18 protein-coding genes are annotated in these 18,072 nt (G+C 48.2%); 9 read left to right on the top strand and 9 right to left on the bottom strand.

The annotated features are described in order from the left end of the window. Positions 1–104 precede the first annotated feature (104 nt). Both KU855_RS12965 and KU855_RS12960 read right to left on the bottom strand, forming a co-directional pair. Complete coding sequence (locus tag KU855_RS12965; protein ID WP_218530698.1) at positions 105–620, bottom strand: hypothetical protein; 516 nt, start codon at positions 618–620, stop codon at positions 105–107. Then, positions 610–2,076: a glycerophosphodiester phosphodiesterase family protein gene (locus KU855_RS12960; RefSeq protein WP_218530697.1), complete on the bottom strand. Its 1,467-nt coding sequence runs from the start codon at positions 2,074–2,076 to the stop codon at positions 610–612. Before KU855_RS12960 ends, KU855_RS12965 begins: the two co-directional genes overlap by 11 nt. Positions 2,077–2,547: 471 nt before the next feature. Here KU855_RS12960 and KU855_RS12955 point away from each other — a divergent pair, with 471 nt between their 5' ends. Then, positions 2,548–4,152: a hypothetical protein gene (locus tag KU855_RS12955; protein WP_218530696.1), complete on the top strand. Its 1,605-nt coding sequence runs from the start codon at positions 2,548–2,550 to the stop codon at positions 4,150–4,152. A 13-nt stretch (positions 4,153–4,165) separates the two neighbouring features. Here the strand turns inward: KU855_RS12955 and KU855_RS12950 are convergent, their stop codons facing one another. The 3 genes from KU855_RS12950 to KU855_RS12940 all read right to left on the bottom strand — a co-directional run bounded on the left by KU855_RS12950 (position 4,166) and on the right by KU855_RS12940 (position 7,159). Next, entirely contained in the window at positions 4,166–4,864 is a 699-nt protein-coding gene (locus KU855_RS12950) for a YafY family protein (protein WP_218530695.1), read from the bottom strand. Positions 4,865–4,898: 34 nt separating this feature from the next. Then, the gene (locus tag KU855_RS12945) at positions 4,899–5,282 is read right to left on the bottom strand and encodes a VOC family protein (protein WP_218530694.1); all 384 of its coding nucleotides are present in this window, start codon (positions 5,280–5,282) and stop codon (positions 4,899–4,901) included. Between the two features lie 152 nt (positions 5,283–5,434). Next, complete coding sequence (locus KU855_RS12940; protein WP_218530693.1) at positions 5,435–7,159, bottom strand: phospho-sugar mutase; 1,725 nt, start codon at positions 7,157–7,159, stop codon at positions 5,435–5,437. A 198-nt stretch (positions 7,160–7,357) separates the two neighbouring features. On the opposite strand from KU855_RS12940, the gene KU855_RS12935 reads away from it, so the two are divergent. Further along, a complete protein-coding gene (locus KU855_RS12935) occupies positions 7,358–8,299 on the top strand; it encodes a LysR family transcriptional regulator (protein ID WP_218530692.1) in 942 nt (313 codons plus the stop codon). 9 nt (positions 8,300–8,308) lie between these two features. Here KU855_RS12935 and KU855_RS12930 read toward each other — a convergent pair whose 3' ends face one another. After that, positions 8,309–9,292 (bottom strand): MDR family oxidoreductase, encoded by a 984-nt coding sequence (locus KU855_RS12930; RefSeq protein WP_218530691.1) that lies wholly within the window; start codon positions 9,290–9,292, stop codon positions 8,309–8,311. A gap of 319 nt (positions 9,293–9,611) precedes the next feature. Continuing rightward, complete coding sequence (locus tag KU855_RS12925; RefSeq protein ID WP_218530690.1) at positions 9,612–9,869, bottom strand: hypothetical protein; 258 nt, start codon at positions 9,867–9,869, stop codon at positions 9,612–9,614. 658 nt (positions 9,870–10,527) lie between these two features. Between KU855_RS12925 and KU855_RS12920 the strand changes: the two genes are divergently transcribed. The 7 genes from KU855_RS12920 to KU855_RS12890 all read left to right on the top strand — a co-directional run bounded on the left by KU855_RS12920 (position 10,528) and on the right by KU855_RS12890 (position 15,885). Then, complete coding sequence (locus tag KU855_RS12920) at positions 10,528–11,736, top strand: NupC/NupG family nucleoside CNT transporter (protein ID WP_218530689.1); 1,209 nt, start codon at positions 10,528–10,530, stop codon at positions 11,734–11,736. A gap of 423 nt (positions 11,737–12,159) precedes the next feature. After that, entirely contained in the window at positions 12,160–13,092 is a 933-nt protein-coding gene (locus tag KU855_RS12915) for a CsgG/HfaB family protein (RefSeq protein ID WP_218530688.1), read from the top strand. Between the two features lie 8 nt (positions 13,093–13,100). Then, positions 13,101–13,454 carry a hypothetical protein gene (locus tag KU855_RS12910; RefSeq protein ID WP_218530687.1) on the top strand — a complete coding sequence of 118 codons (354 nt, stop codon included), beginning with the start codon at positions 13,101–13,103 and terminating at the stop codon, positions 13,452–13,454. 14 nt (positions 13,455–13,468) lie between these two features. Beyond that, positions 13,469–13,813 carry a DUF4810 domain-containing protein gene (locus KU855_RS12905; RefSeq protein WP_218530686.1) on the top strand — a complete coding sequence of 115 codons (345 nt, stop codon included), beginning with the start codon at positions 13,469–13,471 and terminating at the stop codon, positions 13,811–13,813. Further along, complete coding sequence (locus KU855_RS12900) at positions 13,813–14,499, top strand: GNA1162 family protein (protein WP_218530685.1); 687 nt, start codon at positions 13,813–13,815, stop codon at positions 14,497–14,499. The genes KU855_RS12905 and KU855_RS12900 overlap by 1 nt, the downstream gene beginning before the upstream one ends. A 55-nt stretch (positions 14,500–14,554) precedes the next feature. Then, positions 14,555–15,295, top strand: coding sequence for a glutathione S-transferase (locus KU855_RS12895; RefSeq protein WP_256261014.1), 741 nt, complete (start codon positions 14,555–14,557; stop codon positions 15,293–15,295). A gap of 89 nt (positions 15,296–15,384) precedes the next feature. After that, on the top strand, positions 15,385–15,885 hold the full coding sequence (locus KU855_RS12890) for a GNAT family N-acetyltransferase (protein WP_218530684.1): 501 nt from the start codon (positions 15,385–15,387) through the stop codon (positions 15,883–15,885). 14 nt (positions 15,886–15,899) lie between these two features. On the opposite strand, the gene KU855_RS12885 is transcribed toward KU855_RS12890, so the two are convergent. Together KU855_RS12885 and KU855_RS12880 are read right to left on the bottom strand one after the other, a co-directional pair. Beyond that, a complete protein-coding gene (locus KU855_RS12885; RefSeq protein ID WP_218530683.1) occupies positions 15,900–16,619 on the bottom strand; it encodes a phosphatase PAP2 family protein in 720 nt (239 codons plus the stop codon). Between the two features lie 81 nt (positions 16,620–16,700). After that, a complete protein-coding gene (locus KU855_RS12880; RefSeq protein WP_218530682.1) occupies positions 16,701–18,008 on the bottom strand; it encodes a methyltransferase in 1,308 nt (435 codons plus the stop codon). Positions 18,009–18,072 lie beyond the last annotated feature (64 nt).

The raw sequence follows: 18,072 nt of genomic DNA, 5'->3' as shown, positions 1-18,072 counted from the left end.
GCTTGGTTATATTGCTTCCAGTTGCTGATTTTGTACTTTGCCTTACCCATCATCGTCACCCATCTCAAAGTTCTAATGATCTGATCGTGGTTCTGATGATTAGTTCAATGATTTAGGAAACAACGCCATGCATCGATGATAAAGTTATCCACCAACCATTTTTGCCCAAAAAATACGCTTGGCCAAACGATCACCGCCAGTAAGCCGAAATATGCAAGGGCGCGCCCTACCGAGGCCAATCGTCTGCCGGTGATCAGCAGATCGGCCAGTAATAAAGTCACGCCAACGCCACTGATGGTGCGGCCAAAAAGTTCAACCGCCCGTAAATCGTCTTCACTGGAGTGGCGACCGCCGGCGACTTCGGTCAAGGCGGCATTAAACACTACCTCAGGGATCAGATAGACTAGCGCGCAGATGAACATGGTCATCAACCACCAAAAGGGTTTGGTTCCACGCGCAATTTGTTGTTCAGTCTGTTGTTGTTTTTGCTGTTTTGTTTGTCGAGCCTGCTGTTGCTTTTGCTGTTTTTCAAACTGCTTTTTGGCGTCCGCTATGTGCGCTTGCGTCGGCGAGGCTTGCAGTAATCCCGTGGCAAAAGGACTGTGCTTGTTATCTGTCATTTTGACTTCTTGGTAGAGTTAATATGATGGTCGTGCTGGTACTGGTATCTAGGTGTTCATCGACAATGATCGGAAAACCATGGGCATCGACTGCCACAGGATGATCGCTGCTGCTTTTAATGACTTCAGCCAGCACGGGCGACTTAATGGCTTTTAGTGACCCGCTCAACGCGATGTAGTAACCCTCATTTTGATAGGCTAACATCTCATCAAAACGATCAAAGTCGCTGTCACTGGGTAATGATGTTATGTATTGTCCGGCTGCCGTTGTCGCTTGATACTGCCCAGTCGGCTGAGCGCTATTAAACAGTTTTTGACAGATTTGATAAGGCGTGGTGTCCACAATGACCCCATGGGGTCGCTCGTGATGGGACAAGGCCATTAGCTGCTGTTGATGGTAGTTTGTGCCATTGATGGAATAGCTATAGACCTTCATGCCATAACGCTTCGCACTTTGTACCACCTGAGGATGTTGTCTAAGACTGCGAATATCGAGGTGCAATCCTGAATGTTCTCCTAAGGCATTAAACAAGGTCTTGAGCCCTGATCCACTCGCGTAATTTTTATAGCGGGAACGATAACGCTTGCTTCCAACCCCTGCGGCAATCTCTAGCGAATGCTGATTGTCTTGGTAGTAGCCATCATGGCTGGCCCCCTGTTGCAGCAAGGCTTTTAAACGTTCGACACTGGTGGGATGGCTGCCTTGCACAAAACCTAAATACACTTGGGGGTTAATACCGCGAAATTTTTTTAAGGTGGCAAGGTGGCTCGACGAATAGTAATAATTGCCCTGCCCCACGGTATGTCGCAATGCGCTGTCGAGCAAGGCTAAATCATGACCATTCGCCTCCGATTTGATCTCCACATTCAGTTGCTGCTGTCCATTTTGATAAGCTGCAAAGGTCTCGAATGCTTCATACGCTGTAATGGGGCGCATATCGACCAGATCGTTTGATAATTTATCACGCAATTTCAGCTGGTTAAATTGCTGGCGGGTCATGCGTTTAAGCGTCAATCGTTCACCGGTGTAATGCACGCTCGCTCGGCCTGTTTGGCTATCGTGATGATTCACCCAAGTGCCATCACCCAGTTGCATGACATCAATTTCAACACTGGTAAAATTATCAAGCAAGGCGGCAGCAATGGCACTCTGGCTGCTTTCTGGAAAACGGAAATCGCCGCGATGGGCCGAAATATCCAGTCGGCACTGACTGATGGTAAGCATTTTAATCGTGCCATTATCGGCTAAGTAAAGATTGCGATCGTTAAGGGCTAGCTGGATATCAAGGATATCAGCGCCTTCAAATTTGGCATCCATAGGTAAATGACGAAGAGCACCAGGGATAGGCTTTGGGGTCATGGTCGAGGGAGGTGGTGTTTGGCACCCCGCAAGGGCAAGCAATGCAATCATGCCGATGGCGAAAGTTCGCGCCACTGTGCTGAGAAAACTTGTCATAGTCCGTTATATTAAGTCGATAAAAATCACAGCGTTATACTTTAGTTGATACCCAGCAACAACTCCACCTTTGAGTGGGGTAATTTCAATTATATGAGATATACGTAATAAATATTTTAAAAAATAGCGCTCGCTAGCAAATAGGCTCCCCGCGCCTTAGTCAACAAAGAGCAGTTCCCTCACCAATGATCATCAGCGAGTGCATTTTTTCACGCCATCAGCATCAGCAAATCATGCCCTTAGAGCGGCGCTTGGTGAGGGCAGTGAACGCAAAGAGCACTGACTTGCAACAATTTGTAACCCATATCAAGCCGTGATACCTTTCAGTATAAGGCTGAGTAGCAGAGCGCCCCGCGCTGCAAGCAATCATCAGGAAAATTATTGAGGTCATCTTTGCAAAAATTTCGCCGCCACTCTCCGTTGTTGTTGCTGAGTATTTTTTTGATTTGTTTGGCAGGAGTGTTAACCACTATGACTGACGTGAAGGCTAACATGACTGACGAGAAGGCTAACAATGCCAAAGTATCAACCGCGGCGATAACCTCCGGATATTATCTATTTGAGCGGCTCACGCCTTATCCTCCCGAAGAAACCAGCAGTGTCGGATTAGACTATCAATATGACTTGTTACATGACCAAATCCTCTACTTAGATACTGAACAGCGCCGACTAAGTGTGTATGAGTACACCCATAAATATGAGAATCGACTTGACGTTTTAAGCGTCACTGACAATTCAACTCAAGGGTTTATCGTCAGTGATGGCTATTTGTATGGCAGCCAAGTTTACGCGGCCAAAGATGATCCCAAGCGTTTGGTTCTCGATGACCTAGTGATTGGTGATATATCGGCCGCCCCCTATCGCTCTTATTGGCGTCTGGTTTTGCCCACCAGCGATAGCCTGACGCAAGCACACACCCGTCAACAACAAGGTTACAACGAATACTCTCGCCACAAGCAAACATTAATCGGACAGATCAACGCCTGCTTGGCTGAATCCTATTGGGGCCATAGTCAGTACTTACAGCCCTTATCTAAACTTGCAAACAGTGACGTTGAACAGACTAAATCTTCATTTGCAATGGATTTACCATTGGAAAAAATTGATATTGACAGTCCTTACAGTCGGGTGTCCAGTCGCAGCAAGCAATACTTTATGGAACCTCAAGCCTTCCAACAATTTTTTAGCCGGACAAATGATAACTATTTAATGTTAATGGCCAAAACCAGCCCGGGAGGCGCCAAGAGTAATACCCGCACAATCACAGTATCTTTAGATGATGTTGGCATTCAAATTCATGAGATAGCGGCGGAGAAAGACGCTATCGATTGGCGTGTTTGGCAACCTAATGTGGTGGCTAATCCTATCCAGATCTTGATTGAAGATGAACATAACCTGGTGTACATCTCCCCATATGTCGATGAAATCATCTTAACTCGGCGAGACTTTGATGAGATTGCCAAGGTGCATGTACTGATGATAACCGCCGTAAGGCTTAGCTTAGATAACCAACAAGACGTTTGTAAACGCTTGGCGTTGATGAACAGCTTGCGACCTGCGCAGCCAAACCTAAATGTCTCTCAATTACTGGCGCTGGCTGCGGCTGATTTTAACCAGCGCTATGGTGCACTTTTGCAACCAACCCTTGATCATGCCCTAATGGCAGATCATTTTGCCAACGCCACAGGCCAGCAACAACAGCGCGGGATGATCCACGGGTTAGCCTCAGTGTTTGCCGACTTAAGTTATCGAGTGTATCCGCACGCGGCAGCCCCCGCATTGGCAACGCATTTAGCCGAGATAGTGGATTTCAATCACACCTATTCAGCCGACAACATCATCACCACAGAGTATCAACACCCGAGCGGCACCATCACCTTAATGACCACACCACAAAAAGGGCGCACCACCTTATATTTTGCCATTGAACATCAGGGCAAGAGTTATGTATTTGAACGCTATTTTTACCTCGATGACTATCGCACTCAACTGCAAATTGCGCTAATGATTAAGGCGGTACTCGCCGCCGATTGGCCCGCGGCGCTGGCGCCAACCGCTCAGCATATCCTTAAATAACCCGCGTGGTTTATCAAGATTGAGAAGAGTTACAGTCGTTAGCCTGCGCCATCAAGCTGAGATAATCTGCTAACTCTTGTCCCGGGGTGACCGCAAAAGTGATATCTAACAGCGTCAACGAATGGATCCTATCGACCCTGAAATTTCGAAAACTATGGCGCAACAGGCACCAAGTCAATAAGGTCCATGTGCCGCGCCAGAAATATATCGCCAAAGGATGGACAGTACGCTCGGTGTGTTCTTGCTTGGCATCGCTATAACAGAGCGTCACCGCTTGTCGTTTCTGAGCGCAAATGCGCAACGGGTCTAGAAAAGCAAGCTCTTGTTTATCTACATAAAAATCTGGCACGAACAATAAGGAGTGATAATCTTTCAACCGTTCGGGCAACACCGCCTCAACCTTGATCATGGCTTGTTTTGCCGCACTGGCCAAACTCTCTCCGCCCCAAGTTTCCACCATTCGCATACCAACCTGAATGGCCTCCAATTCAGCCTCGGTAAACATTAACGGTGGCACGTCACAGCCATGTCTAAGCATGTAGCCAACCCCAGCTTCACCTTCGATGGCCATGCCAGATAAGGATAAATCTTGAATATCGCGATAAATCGTGCGCCTTGATACTTCAAGGCGCTCGGCTAAGTGCTGCGCCGTGGTTAAGCGACGATGGCGGAGGATTTGCACTATTTGAAATAATCGGTCGGCACGGCGCATCGCTGTTCCATCTAAAATGACTCTGAGAGTAAGCCTAGGCTTGCATCGACCATAATCCTACTTTATTGCCCTCACAATCAATAAATAAGGCAATATAGCCATGCTCTCCGTCTTGAATAGCTTTCGGTGGCAATACCACCTTAACCCCCGCCGCCCCGAGGTTATCTACCTTCTGCTGGAGCGAGCCTGTCTGCTGTAAATAGACCACACTGCCGGTGGTTGATGGCATAGCCTCAGGATGATAAAGCAAGCCGATCCCCGCCCCTTGCTCTTCCAATTGTTCAACAATGGCGTACTCCATATCATCCATCGTCATTTGACTAAACGTGAAGGTAAAATGTTGATGATAAAACGCCATGGCTCGGTTCATATCGATTACCGGGATATCGGCCCACACTAACGCTGCATGTTGCAACATAATTATTCTCCTTTAAGGTCACCAGTATTAGCGACTTAGCTAACATACGCGGGGGCTGCTGACAGCATGGTGTCAGCAGTGGTGCAACCACCGAAAAAAAAGAATTTACCACCACTGCTAGCGATAACTAAGCAAGCGGTTGCCATCATGTATTAGGCTCGAGGCAGTGACGCTTGGTGGGCCTTGATAAATGCCTCCATTTGCTGACTTGCTCGGCGATGGGCACTCGCTAACGATTCTGATGGCGCCATGGTGGTGATCACTTCGTAGTAACATTTGATTTTAGGTTCAGTGCCCGATGGCCTTACAATCACGCGACTGCCATTCACCAGTCGATAAATCAGCACATCACTGCTGGGCAAGTCGATGGCAAGCTCGCGACCATCCGCTAAGCGACGCAGACCACACTTGATGTCATCGATACTCTCAATAGCTACCCCGTCGATATCACGCGGCGGGTGCGCGCGTAAATGCTCCCCAATATTTGGCGTACTGGGTTCCAACTTAATACTCACTTGCGCATTCAAATGCAGCCCGAATTCACGATAAATGGCACTGAGTCGATCCCACAGAGTATACCCTTGGCTAGCTAGCTCGGCCGTGAGTTGGGCAAAAGCAAGTTGGGCACTGAGGCCGTCTTTATCCCACACTGTCGAGCCAATGGTATAGCCCAAGGCTTCTTCATACGCGAATAAAAATGGCTGCTGCTCACTTTGACGCTGCTGGCCGATATTCATCAACCACTTAAAGCCGGTGAGCGTGGTATAACTTTGCCCCCCTATGGCCTCGGTAATTTTGGCAAGTAAACTTGACGAGACGATGGTATTGCCCACTAAGCCGCGATTACCTTTGGCGTGGGTTAACAAATAATGCCCAAGCAAGACCCCAACCTGATCGCCAGTTAGCATTTGATATTCGCCAGTATCGGTTCTGACGGCCACCGCAAAGCGATCGGCATCGGGATCATTGGCGCAAGCTAATAAAGCACTGTGTGCCTTCGCCTCAGCGATCACTAGGTCCATGGCGCCGGGTTCTTCAGGGTTGGGAAAGGTGACAGTGGGAAAATTGCCATCGGGAAATTGCTGCGCGGCGACCGAATACACCTGGGTAAAGCCGGCTTGCTTAAGTAAGGTTATCGCCAGCGGAGCTCCCACACCATGCATGGCAGTATAACTCAGGCTCACTGACTGTGGACGTGTATGATTAGTCAGCTCAGGCGCCTGAATCACTGCCGCTTGATAACACTCGTAATAATCTTGTTGCAGCCACTCGAGTTGGCCATTGGCATGGGCATGCTCTAAGGCCATTAAGCTAATGTCACTGTCTGCCAGTGCATCAATACACGCGGCAATCCCGCTGTCATGGGGCGGAATAATTTGCGCGCCATTTTCCCAATATACTTTATAACCATTATATTGCGGCGGATTATGACTGGCGGTCACCACTATGCCGGCGGCCGCATTGAAATGCTTCACGCCAAAGGCAATTAAGGGGGTGGCAGCCACTTGATAGGTCAACTTAACCTGAAACCCCATGGCTAATAACACTGACGCCGCATCTTCGGCAAACTGTTTAGAATCGTGGCGGCCATCATAGCCAATGATCACCCCGCGCTGTTGGGCATCTTTGACTTGCTCGGTTAAATAGCGCCCTAAACCAGCACTCGTTTGCCGAACCAATAAGCGATTCATGTGCATCGGACCTGGGCCCACTACCCCGCGGATCCCCGCTGTACCAAAGGCCAATCGCCCGGCAAACAAAGGGGTTAGCGCAGCCTGATTATTATTATCCAATAACGCCTGTAATTGCTGACTATGCTGGCTGTCGGGATCTTGGTGTATCCATTGACGAACGCGGAGCGCTAAATGAGTATTCATGGTAACCTCAAGAACAAAGATTGATGCCAATACCATAGGCAAAACAAACCCACGCGACAAGTGAATGACCGTTTACTTAGGCTAAATTTAAGCGATTTAATGACGATTGCCGTTATCGACAAAATCAATGTTAATTAATGCCCGTGGTGAGCATGCTATGATGCACTGTATCTGGGTGCTGTGCTGTTGGGAGTTTTAGTGGAACTGCAAGAAATGTATCGCCGCGATCTTAATTTATTGATCGCATTGCAAGTGTTACTGCAAGAAAATAGTGTCAGCAAAGCAGCCATTAGGCTTAATTTAAGTCAGTCGGCCATGAGCCGAGTGCTCGCTAGGTTGCGCCAGCTATTAGATGACCCCTTATTTATTCGACAAGGGGCGCAGCTCATCCCAACCGAGCGCGCCATTAGCTTGGGCGCCGCCCTAGAACAGCCCTTGCAAAATATGGGGCAACTTTTAACCCAGCAGGGATTCGATCCGGCCCGTTGTACCACCCACTTTACCTTAGCCACCACAGATTACGCCATGCAAACTGTGCTGCCTTTTGCCTTGCCTAGAATTTACCGAGAGGCGCCACATATAGCCTTAGAGTTTGTGCCATTGCAGCACGATAACTTATTGGCGCAGCTCACCTCAGAAGGTTGTGATATGGCAATTTGTCGACCCACTGCCGCCAGTGCACCGTTAATTCATGAAACCTTGGGGTTAGTGGGGGTGTCGTGCTTAGTGTCTCATCATCATCCCTTAGCCAACAGCGAACTGAGCATTGACGATTATTTGGCGTATCCCCATGCGATGATCGCCATCAGTGATGGTGTCAAACAACTATTAGATAACGCCTTAGAGGCTTATCCACCAAAGAAACAGATATTGCGGGCCTACCATTTAGAAAGTGCCCTGGCCATTGTCGATACCTTGCCATTGATCATCACGGTTCCGGCCGATCTGGCCTATTTAGTGGCTGAGCGTCATCAGCTAGTGATCAAACCATTGCCGTTTGAGTTTAAGCCGTTTCAATATTCGTTGGCGTGGCACCCGAGAAGCGAGCATGCCGCGCCGCAGCAGTGGTTAAGACAGGTCATTCAACAAGAATGCGGCCACCTGATGGATAGCCGCATACGTACGATGGGGCTAGGCTAAATACCCATCTTACAACTTAATTAATACCCGCCCTGTGATTTGACCTTGAGTGATGGCATCGGCGCACGCTGCCGCCTCATCTAAGCTCACTTCACGGCAAGCGGTCTCAAAATAACTGGCAGGTAATAACTCGGCTAAACGTTGCCAAGCGTGCATGCGCTGTGCGTAAGGGCATTGCACCGAATCAACCCCGCGCAAACTGACATTACGTAAAATAAATGGCATCACAGTGGTGGGTAAATCAAAGCCACCGGCAAGACCGCACGCCGCAACGGCACCATTGTAATCCATCTGACTCAGCACTTTGGCTAAGACTTTGCTACCGACAGTATCGACAGCCCCCGCCCACATTTGTTTTTCCAGCGGACGCGCGTCTTGTTCAAACTCGCTGCGATCGATAATGCGATTGGCGCCTAATTGCGTCAGCATAGGGCCATTTTGTTCAAGACGACCTGTCACAGCGGCGACCTGATATCCCAATTGGGATAATAGGCACACGGCCACAGAACCCACACCACCACTGGCACCCGTCACCACGACTTCACCGCGGTCTGGTTGGATACCGGCATCTATTAATGTTTGCACACAGAGCATGGCAGTTAACCCCGCCGTGCCAATCATCATGCTTTGTTGAGGCGTTAATCCCGCCACTAATGGCACTAACCAATCGGCGTTAACGCGAGCTTTTTGTGCCATGCCGCCCCAATGATTTTCACCGACCCCCCAGCCGGTTAATACCACGCTGTCACCCACTTGATATCTGGCATCGCTAGATTGCTCGACACGCCCAACAAAATCGATACCTGGCACCATAGGAAACTCGCGAATAATTCGACCGCGGCCAGTAATGGCTAATCCATCTTTATAGTTAAGCGAACTGTAGTCAACGTTCACAGTGACATCACCCTGAGGTAAGGCGCTATCATCCAATTGCTCTACGGTGGCGAGGGTGCGTTTATCTTGTTGGTTTAATACCAAAGCAGTAAAAGTCATGGTCAATACTCAGTCTGTGAAAACAATCATATAAGGCTAGTGTAGGCGAGCTGGCTATATGAATAAAATGAAACTTAATCATCGTTAACATGCAAAATAGTCATACTGCATTTCTCGCCAATCTGGGATCACAATCTGGCCAAAAGTGCTAACCAAACTACACACACCCAAATTATGAATCCATGCCCGCGAGGTGCTATCAATAATAGTTAATGGGTACCGAAACGAGCGCTTGTTTGTCCGCATTAATCAATAAAACGAACAATTAATCCACCGTGGAAGCGCCAACGCCTCACTGACTTCCAGCGCGCATACCCCCCTAACACGGCCTCTGCCTGTGCTTGACTCGGTATGACGCCAATCTAAATTTAACGCCAATGCCCATGACGACTCGACTGGCGGGTACCTGCAAAAAGTCACCAACCCCATTAGTCAGCAGCAAGTCTGAGCCGATAATCTTTTGCGTAAACAAGCTAAATTGCGCCGAAGTCGCGTCATTAAGCGCCACTTCAATATAATAACTCTGGCGTAAAGGCGGTGGTACCAGTGGGTTTTCGACTATCGTTGCCGCCAACATACACTCAGGCCCCAGACGGTAAGCTTAGTCAGATGGCGCTTGGGCAGCACTGGCCATTAAGGCTAAACCTATCATCGCTATTTTCACTTTGACTCCTTTCGGTGATGGCTAACGTGGCGATGCGGTCATGATGCATAGTTAAGCTCGGTGACGCCACACTGTTAGTGAATGACCCTCGGCAGGCCAGATAGCCGTCATCCATGGGTTATACGCGGGGCAAATGCGCTAATTGCTCATGCGCTCATCGATTGCCTTCAACATCCGCAGATGCGCGACGCAATAACAATTGTCGCCTTGGCGAGGTCAAAAATGCCAACTCAACACAGTTAATGATCTGCATTATGTGAGCAAGCTCTACATTAGCAAATTCCATCGAATCAATGCTTGTTCATCACCGCGGCACTGATAGACTCCTCGCCGCTCCGTAGACCCCACTATTGCCTGTTAGTGATGAATCAACACTCACTAACCTATAAGTCGATTGGCAAGTGTACGGCGCACTAACAAGTTGTCATCTGGATGTGAATGACCCCATGGAACTGGACCGGCATCGTCTATTAGCTTGTTAAGTGGATATTCTCGCCATTAACTGTGGCAACTGCGGCATAGCGACCTATCCGCACGCTGGAATATCGACTGACCCTTCTGGGAACATTTTATGCAGTTGCTTATTAGCCTGATTGGCATGATTAGTCTTATCTCTATTGCGTGGGCGTTATCTGAACAACGTCAACGCATCAACTGGCGCACTATTATGGCCGCCTTCGGTCTACAAACCTTATTTGCCGCGATTGCTTTATATATCCCCGCCGGTGAACGCGCCTTAGTTAGCTTGAGTAATGGTGTCGCCCATATTTTAAGTTTCGCCGATGAAGGTATTCGCTTTTTGTTTGGCGATATGCCCTATAACGGTTTTATCTTCGCATTTCGGGTGCTGCCGTTAGTCATTTTTATTAGCGCCCTGATTTCACTCTTTTATTACCTGGGCGTGATCCAATGGTTAATCAAAATCATTGGCGGTGCCATTCAAAAGTTATTAGGAACCAGCAAGGCGGAATCCTTGGCGGCCACTGGTAATATCTTTTTATCCCAAGGTGAAACGCCGCTGCTTATTCGTCCGTTTCTGCCACATATGACCCGCTCTGAATTGTTTACCATCATGACGTGCGGCATGGCTTCGGTCGCGGGATCTGTGATTGGGGGCTATGCCGCCTTAGGTATTGAGCTAAAGTACCTGATCGCGGCCAGCTTTATGGCTGCGCCTGGCAGTATCTTAATGGCCAAAATGTTAGTCCCTGAAACTAAGGTTCAAGTAGAACAGAGCGCCATTGACTTAGACAAGAGTGAACACAGTAACGCCATCGATGCACTGGCGTCAGGTGCCATGAATGGTACTCGCGTCGCGGTGGCCATTGGCACGGTATTAATGGCGTTTATCAGCGTGATTGCCATGACCAATGCCGGGCTTGAGTATCTGGGTGAATTTATGGGCTGGCAAGGCCTAACCATGCAAACCTTGTTAGGCTATGTGTTTGCGCCAATCGCCTTCTTAATTGGCGTGCCTAGCACTGACATGCAATTAGCGGGCTCATTGATTGGTCAAAAGCTGGTACTCAATGAGTTTGTGGCCTATTTGAATTTTAGCGACATTCGCGCAGAGTTATCGGCGCAAACCCAAGTTATCATGGCATTTGCTCTGTGTGGCTTTGCTAACTTTTGCTCAATTGCAATCCAAATAGGCTCTATAGGCGTACTCGCCCCTGAACGCCGGGGTGAAATCGCCGGCCTCGGATTAAAGGCAGTATTAGCCGCAACATTGGCTAATTTAATGAGTGCAGCCTTAGCTGGGTTATTCTTTAATTTATAAGCGTATTAACACTAAATGACTCGTCATGACAATGACGGGTCATACCTCGTTCTTTTTCCCGCCCGAAAATAGCCGCTAGCATGCTCGGTCAATTGCCTACCATTGTTATTATCGCAATAACAACTCCCACACTCAAAATGTTAATCTTTAATTAGACATTAAAAAACAGCCTTGCTATGTTACATGGCAGCGATTATTGCTGCGAATTGAGTAACACTATCAAGCATCACGCAACCAAGATTAACAACAAATTCATCATTTACACGCAATTCATTGGTGGCACTGATGCTTTCAAAATAACGGGTTCAGCTCAGTGCTGAATTAAAAATAAGGAAGTATCGCTTTATTATTAGTTAAGATTGAAATCATACAACCCAATGAATTGTCCAAACACTAGTTCATTAATTAACACGGACAATCAATATGAATACTACTTCGCTGAGTGCCATTGCCCTCGCGCTAGGAATGACGTTAAGCGCTTTGCCTAGCATGGCTTCCACCTTAGATGCCACTCAAGCTACCATTGAACAACCCGCCAGTGCAGAAAACGTCTTAAAACGTAAAATTGCCATCGCGCGCTTTACCAATGAAACCCAAGCAGCCAATAGTTTTCTTGTCGATGCCCAAGGCGATCGCTTAGGAAAACAAGCCGCTGACATCTTAAGTGCCAGACTGGCTGACACCAACAAGTTCATCATGTTTGAGCGTCTAGATGGTCGTGCTATCGATCAAGAGAAGTTACTTAATCCAAGCGATAATCAAGCCGTACCAGTCGAGTATTTAATCGTCGGATCGATCAGCGAATTTGGCCGTTCGACCGAGAGCTCTTCAGGGATATTTTCGTCCTCAAAAATGCAAAAAGCCTATGCCAAAGTCAACGTCCGTTTAATTGATGTTGAAACCGGCATGATCGTAGAATCGGTCGAAGGCGCAGGAGAAGCCACCACTGAAACCAAGAAAACTCTCGGGGCAGGAACTTCGGCAGGTTATGATCAAAGTCTAACCGACAAAGCATTCTCGGAAGCCATTTCACAATTGATCAGTAATTTGGTCGAAAATATGACCAGCAAACCTTGGACCTCCTATTTATTATCCCAGGAAGATGGCACTTACATCATGGCTGGCGGGGCCGCTCAAGGCATTGCGACGGGCCAAACCTTTGTGGTCTACAAGAAAGGAAAAAAAATCAATAATCCTCAAACAGGGACTGATATTACTCTGCCTGGAAAAAAGGTCGGAACCGTCTCAGTGCTGTCTACCTATGGCGAGAACGAGTTTGAACAAGTTTCATTTGTAGAAGTCATTGACGGCCAAATTGGTACCGATTTGTCGCAATATTATTTATCTGATAAGTAGGTCACATTATGAAAAAGTTACTGATGATTGCCGTCAGCCTGATCCTGACGGCTTGTGGTGCTAACGTTCACAACACCACGGGTATCGATAATGAGCAATATATCGTGGTCATTGCTGATTCATTGATAGGCAAGCAAATTTCTATCGGCGACATAAAGCAACACACTATTAGCGCCGCCGATTTGCAACCTTTTGAAATGGGAATTGCCGGGGTCACCGATCCCGCATTGGAAAATAGCGATGTCCTAAAAGTGAAAGTGGATCAAGGCAGCAACCAGATAACCATCACACAAGACAATAACGTATTACTGTCGAAAGAGCTGTATTTGTCCGCGGGTCAAACTCGAACAATTAAACTCTAACTGGATAATTAATAATGAAAAAAAGTCTACTATTGTGCGCGACTCTGCTGCTGACAGCATGTGTTCAAATCACAGAAACTGGCTACTATTGGGGCAACTACTCAGAAACATATTACCAATATATTAAGTCTCCTTCTGAAGCCACGGTGACGGATCATCTGGCGTCGTTACAAGACATTATTCACTACTCGGCAGAAAAGGGCCTGAAGGTTCCTCCAGGAATATATGCCGAGCTCGGTTATATTTATGCCCAACGCGGTGAAACTCAACAAGCCAATAGTATGTATGCCAAAGAGGCGGAACTCTATCCTGAATCAGCCAAGTTCCTACAAGGCTTAGTCACAAAGGAGCAAGCGTAATGGTTATCCGCAATCTGATTATCTTTTCCAGCCTCTTGTTATTAGGGGGTTGTGCCGCTACGACCACCAAGCAACAAGCGTTCCCCAAGATGTACAGTGAAAATAAGCCGCAAACGATTGTTATCGCCCCGGTGATCAACAATACCATGGCCGCAGAAGCCTCTGATTACCTTAATGCTACCGTGGCTCAACCGCTGGCAAACAAAGGTTTTTACGTGATGCCAGTGCCTGTAGTTAGCGATGTATTTAAACAAGCTGGTGTTATTGACGGTGCCCAGTTAAAAGGCGTGCCGGCCAAAACCTACTATGAAAAATTTGGCGCCGATGCGGTGTTATATATCACCCTTACCCATTGGGAAACTAACTATATTGTGGTGGGAGGTAATGTTACCTTAGGGATGGAATATGTGTTAGTTTCAACTCACACCAACGATGTCCTCTGGTCTTATGCCAACACATTGGTGGTTGATACCAGTGGCTCTAGTGGCAACATAATTGCCGATCTTATTGTCACAGCCATTACCACCGCAACCACTGACTATATCCCCATCGCTCGCCAAGTGCATAGCAGTGCTACGCAAACCTTACCCGTGGGTCAATACCACCCGCGTCATGGCAAGGATGGCAGTGATATCAATGTGGTCCCTGAGTTAGCTAGCCAAGCCCAACAATCTATCAGCCAATAATGCTGCGCGGTAAATTCTCGATGGCGCCGTCAGTGCGCCATCGTGGCTTCTGACAATGCAACAAGGTGACACGGAGGCGATTTCCTTAATGACTGAAGGCATGATGTCCATCTCTTTGCCGTTATTGTATAGCTTTCGTCGTTGTCCCTATGCCATGCGTGCACGGTTAGCGTTACTCGATGCTGGCATCAAGGTACGGGTACGAGAAATCCGACTGCAAAATAAGCCGCCACAGTTATTAGCCGCTTCGGCTAAAGGCACTGTGCCCGTGTTAGTGTTACCAAATGGCCAGATCCTTGAACAGAGCCTTGATATTATGCATTGGGCCTACACGCAAGCTCGATCTCCACACTTAACCAATGCTACACCTCAGTTAATCACCGCCATGGCAACGTTAATCACCGAAAATGATGCAGAGTTTAAACCGTGGCTGGATAAATATAAGTACGCAGATAGATACCCCCAAGCGAGCCAACACGATTCTCGTCAGCAGGCCTGTCAATTTATCGCTAAGTTAGAAACTCTGCTCAGTCGTCAGGCGCAATTGCAGAGCTCGCAGCCCAGTCTGGTCGACTATGCCATTTTCCCGTTTATTCGCCAATTTGCGGCCGTCGACCCCACTTGGTTTGCCGTTGCGCCCTACCCTAAGGTCCGGTATTGGTTACAGCAACACCTCCACTCGCCACTGTTTCAACAGGCAATGACCCCTTTTAACGAATATGCCATCAATGGTGCTGAAGGCGAATTACCCGCCACCAAGATCCAGGCCATCAGCGAAGCGGCTACCACAAAATAAACCGTGACGGCCTCACTAATTTTGGTAGCCATTGTTCAAATTAACCGCTACACTCGCCGCGTTTTTATCCATCCGCGGTAGCCACTCCCATGAGCATTTATTATCATCGCGATACTTTAAGTATTCGTGCCCTGGATCCACAACGCTTAATTGCACTCTCTCAACTCTCGCTGGCGCCAGAGCAAACAGGGTTTGTGGAATCTGTGGCTGACTGTTTAGCTGACGCTCAGCACGATCATCGTTATGTTGCCGCCGCATTGTGTGTTGACGAGCAAGTGGTCGGCTTTGCCATGTATGGTTTATTTGATGAGCAACATGGCCCAAGAGTGTGGTTCGATCGATATTTCATTGGCCATCGATTTCAAGGCCAAGGTCTTGGTCGCGCTTTTGCGACGCTAATGGTCCACTATCTGCTTCAGCATTATCAATGTCAGGCTATTTATCTCAGTGTCTTTGCTGAGAACTTGGCCGCCATCGCCTTATATCAAGACTTAGGGTTTTGCTTTAACGGCGAACTTGATTATCACGGCGAGCAGGTGATGGTGTTTCACGCAAACACCCACACGCCGCAGTGGCCAATCACGGCCTAGGGTTGGCAGAGTATTTACTGTGGCCTGCGACGCTGACGTCTTAACATCACAAAATAGAGCGTGGCACTCACCCACCAGCTAATGGCTAATGTCCATAAGCCGTGGCTCATAAAATGGGCACCGCGTAACTGCTGCGCAATATCCATCACGCCACCAAAGGCCAAGACCGCCAATAACACCGGATATCGCCATCTTGGACGATAGACCAACGCCACAAAAAATATACCGAGCCAACCGTAACCGCCACTGGCATGTCCCCCCGGAAAGCAGCGACCAGGAGCGACATCCGCGGGCAAACGAGCAAAATTAGGCACAAATATTTGGCTGCCACCATAAGGTATTAAATCCCACGGACAGTTCACATGGGTGTACTTTTTTAAAGTCGCAACGATTAAAGTCGAGATGGTAAAACACAGCAGTAAATATAACAAACCGATGCGGTAACGACGCCATTGAGCACGTCGAAAGCTGGCAATACACATCACCAGCAAGCCAATGGCAAAAACCACAACTACATTATGTAAGCCCTTGTGCAATAACGTTTCTTCAATAAAGCCATCGCGCAATGTCCAGCCACCTGCGCTAGGCCCTCCTTGCCATTGATATAACGCATCGGCGACCATTAAATCAACATGGAGGACCTCGACCACGCTGGCAAGAATCATAAAGACCAAGCTTGGCGCAATAAGCCATCGCCAATACTCAGACACTACACTGGGAGGCTGATTGCTCAATAGACATCCTAAACTGTTGTCGTGAAAAGGAGAACGATAATAACGGCTGCAGCCGCCACGCTCTAATTAAGTTGGGTTAATTTACTCACCTAGCAGTGTTTCAGGGGGTAAGCTGGCTAAAATTAAGGCGTTTCTAGGGGTCACACTGACATCACAAAACCCATGTAATTTCACACTATAACCACAACTCTGTAAAAAAGAAATTCGGTCATTGATTAAGGCGTGTTCCAGCAGTTGCCGAAATAAATGAGCAACTAAATCAAGCCGGCGTACCAGTAATAACCGCGCTTCGCCGACCGCTAACCAAGAATTAAGGTCGATATTATTTGGCAGCTCAACTCCTTTTTGCTGGGCTGCCCAGCCACAAAACTCAGCAAAACTGGCGCTCAATTGGCTACGTTTTAGCGCCGGAACGGGCAAATAGTGATTCTGCCCGCGCAGGTGCCGTTGCAAACTATCAAAGCCTAAGCGCCAAGTCATTTCTTGAGCGCCTAATTGCTGGGCGCGGGGGCTGGCAACACTGCTTTGGGCTAATGCCAGTTGCAAATCGCGTTTGCTCAAGTGCAATTGATGCTCCTGAGCCTTCTGGCGCCAAGTATTGCTAAGCCCCTGATAAGTTTCCGTTTGGATCAGATGATAACAACAGGGGGCGATGGCCAGATTAGGTAGGCGGGCCGCAGCGGAGTGCTTGATTAAGGTGACATGCAAATCACCACAGGCATGCAGTGCCACCGCCTGATCTTGCTGTTGAAACACCGAAGTATCACAGTTAAATGCATCACCACAAATGAAAGTTTGAGGTAAGTGCCACTGCGCCGCGAATTGTTGGCCTTGTTGGCATAACTCTGTTTGCCACTCAAGACTGGTGACGGCCACCCCATATTGCTTAGCTAATAAACGCCCAAGATGACCTTTACCGGCGCACCATTCCAGTACCCGTTGCGACGTCGTCAGTGGCAAGGCATCAACAAAACCGCTAATTTGAGCCCATTTGCGTCCCTTGATATGGGCACTAAAATACCCCAACCATTCAGGTGCCATCGCCGCTGCTGGTGACTCAAGCTGGGATGATTGCCCGTTTTCTTGCTCGGTTAACCAGGGCGGCTCAGCTAATTGCCACATGAACTCATGGGCTTGCCAGGTTAAGCCCTGTGATTGTAAATCTTGGGCCAAGGCGGGCCACAGCGCCGACACTAAGCGGGTTTGACAACTGTCTAGCTCGGCAATTTGCGACAAACTTAAGCCCTCAACCAGCGCCGCTAATTGCGGAAATGATACACGCCAAGGCAAGTCCACTTGTTCAAAGGTGGCTAGCTGCCATAATGAGCGCGCCTCAGATAAGAGCCTGAGTTGGCGGGTAAGCGCACGAGCTTGACAAGGTAACAACACAGGGAGTCTCCAACAACATTGGGGGACACGCCCCCAAACACAGTCTTCAATACGGTGGTTAACA

Source organism: Shewanella sp. NIFS-20-20 (assembly GCF_019209865.1).
Taxonomy (GTDB): domain Bacteria; phylum Pseudomonadota; class Gammaproteobacteria; order Enterobacterales; family Shewanellaceae; genus Shewanella.
This window is presented reverse-complemented; position numbering and strand designations above follow the sequence as displayed.

Bases quoted from the DNA above. Each gene is read 5' to 3' on its own strand.
- KU855_RS12965 (WP_218530698.1), bottom strand. From the start codon at position 620: ATGACAGATAACAAGCACAGTCCTTTTGCCACGGGATTACTGCAAGCC.
- KU855_RS12915 (WP_218530688.1), top strand. From the start codon at position 12,160: ATGAATACTACTTCGCTGAGTGCCATTGCCCTCGCGCTAGGAATGACG.
- KU855_RS12890 (WP_218530684.1), top strand. From the start codon at position 15,385: ATGAGCATTTATTATCATCGCGATACTTTAAGTATTCGTGCCCTGGAT.
- KU855_RS12900 (WP_218530685.1), top strand. From the start codon at position 13,813: ATGGTTATCCGCAATCTGATTATCTTTTCCAGCCTCTTGTTATTAGGG.
- KU855_RS12955 (WP_218530696.1), top strand. From the start codon at position 2,548: ATGACTGACGTGAAGGCTAACATGACTGACGAGAAGGCTAACAATGCC.
- KU855_RS12895 (WP_256261014.1), top strand. From the start codon at position 14,555: ATGCAACAAGGTGACACGGAGGCGATTTCCTTAATGACTGAAGGCATG.
- KU855_RS12945 (WP_218530694.1), bottom strand. From the start codon at position 5,282: ATGTTGCAACATGCAGCGTTAGTGTGGGCCGATATCCCGGTAATCGAT.
- KU855_RS12940 (WP_218530693.1), bottom strand. From the start codon at position 7,159: ATGAATACTCATTTAGCGCTCCGCGTTCGTCAATGGATACACCAAGAT.
- KU855_RS12920 (WP_218530689.1), top strand. From the start codon at position 10,528: ATGCAGTTGCTTATTAGCCTGATTGGCATGATTAGTCTTATCTCTATT.
- KU855_RS12950 (WP_218530695.1), bottom strand. From the start codon at position 4,864: ATGCGCCGTGCCGACCGATTATTTCAAATAGTGCAAATCCTCCGCCAT.
- KU855_RS12930 (WP_218530691.1), bottom strand. From the start codon at position 9,292: ATGACTTTTACTGCTTTGGTATTAAACCAACAAGATAAACGCACCCTC.
- KU855_RS12960 (WP_218530697.1), bottom strand. From the start codon at position 2,076: ATGACAAGTTTTCTCAGCACAGTGGCGCGAACTTTCGCCATCGGCATG.
- KU855_RS12925 (WP_218530690.1), bottom strand. From the start codon at position 9,869: ATGTTGGCGGCAACGATAGTCGAAAACCCACTGGTACCACCGCCTTTA.
- KU855_RS12905 (WP_218530686.1), top strand. From the start codon at position 13,469: ATGAAAAAAAGTCTACTATTGTGCGCGACTCTGCTGCTGACAGCATGT.
- KU855_RS12910 (WP_218530687.1), top strand. From the start codon at position 13,101: ATGAAAAAGTTACTGATGATTGCCGTCAGCCTGATCCTGACGGCTTGT.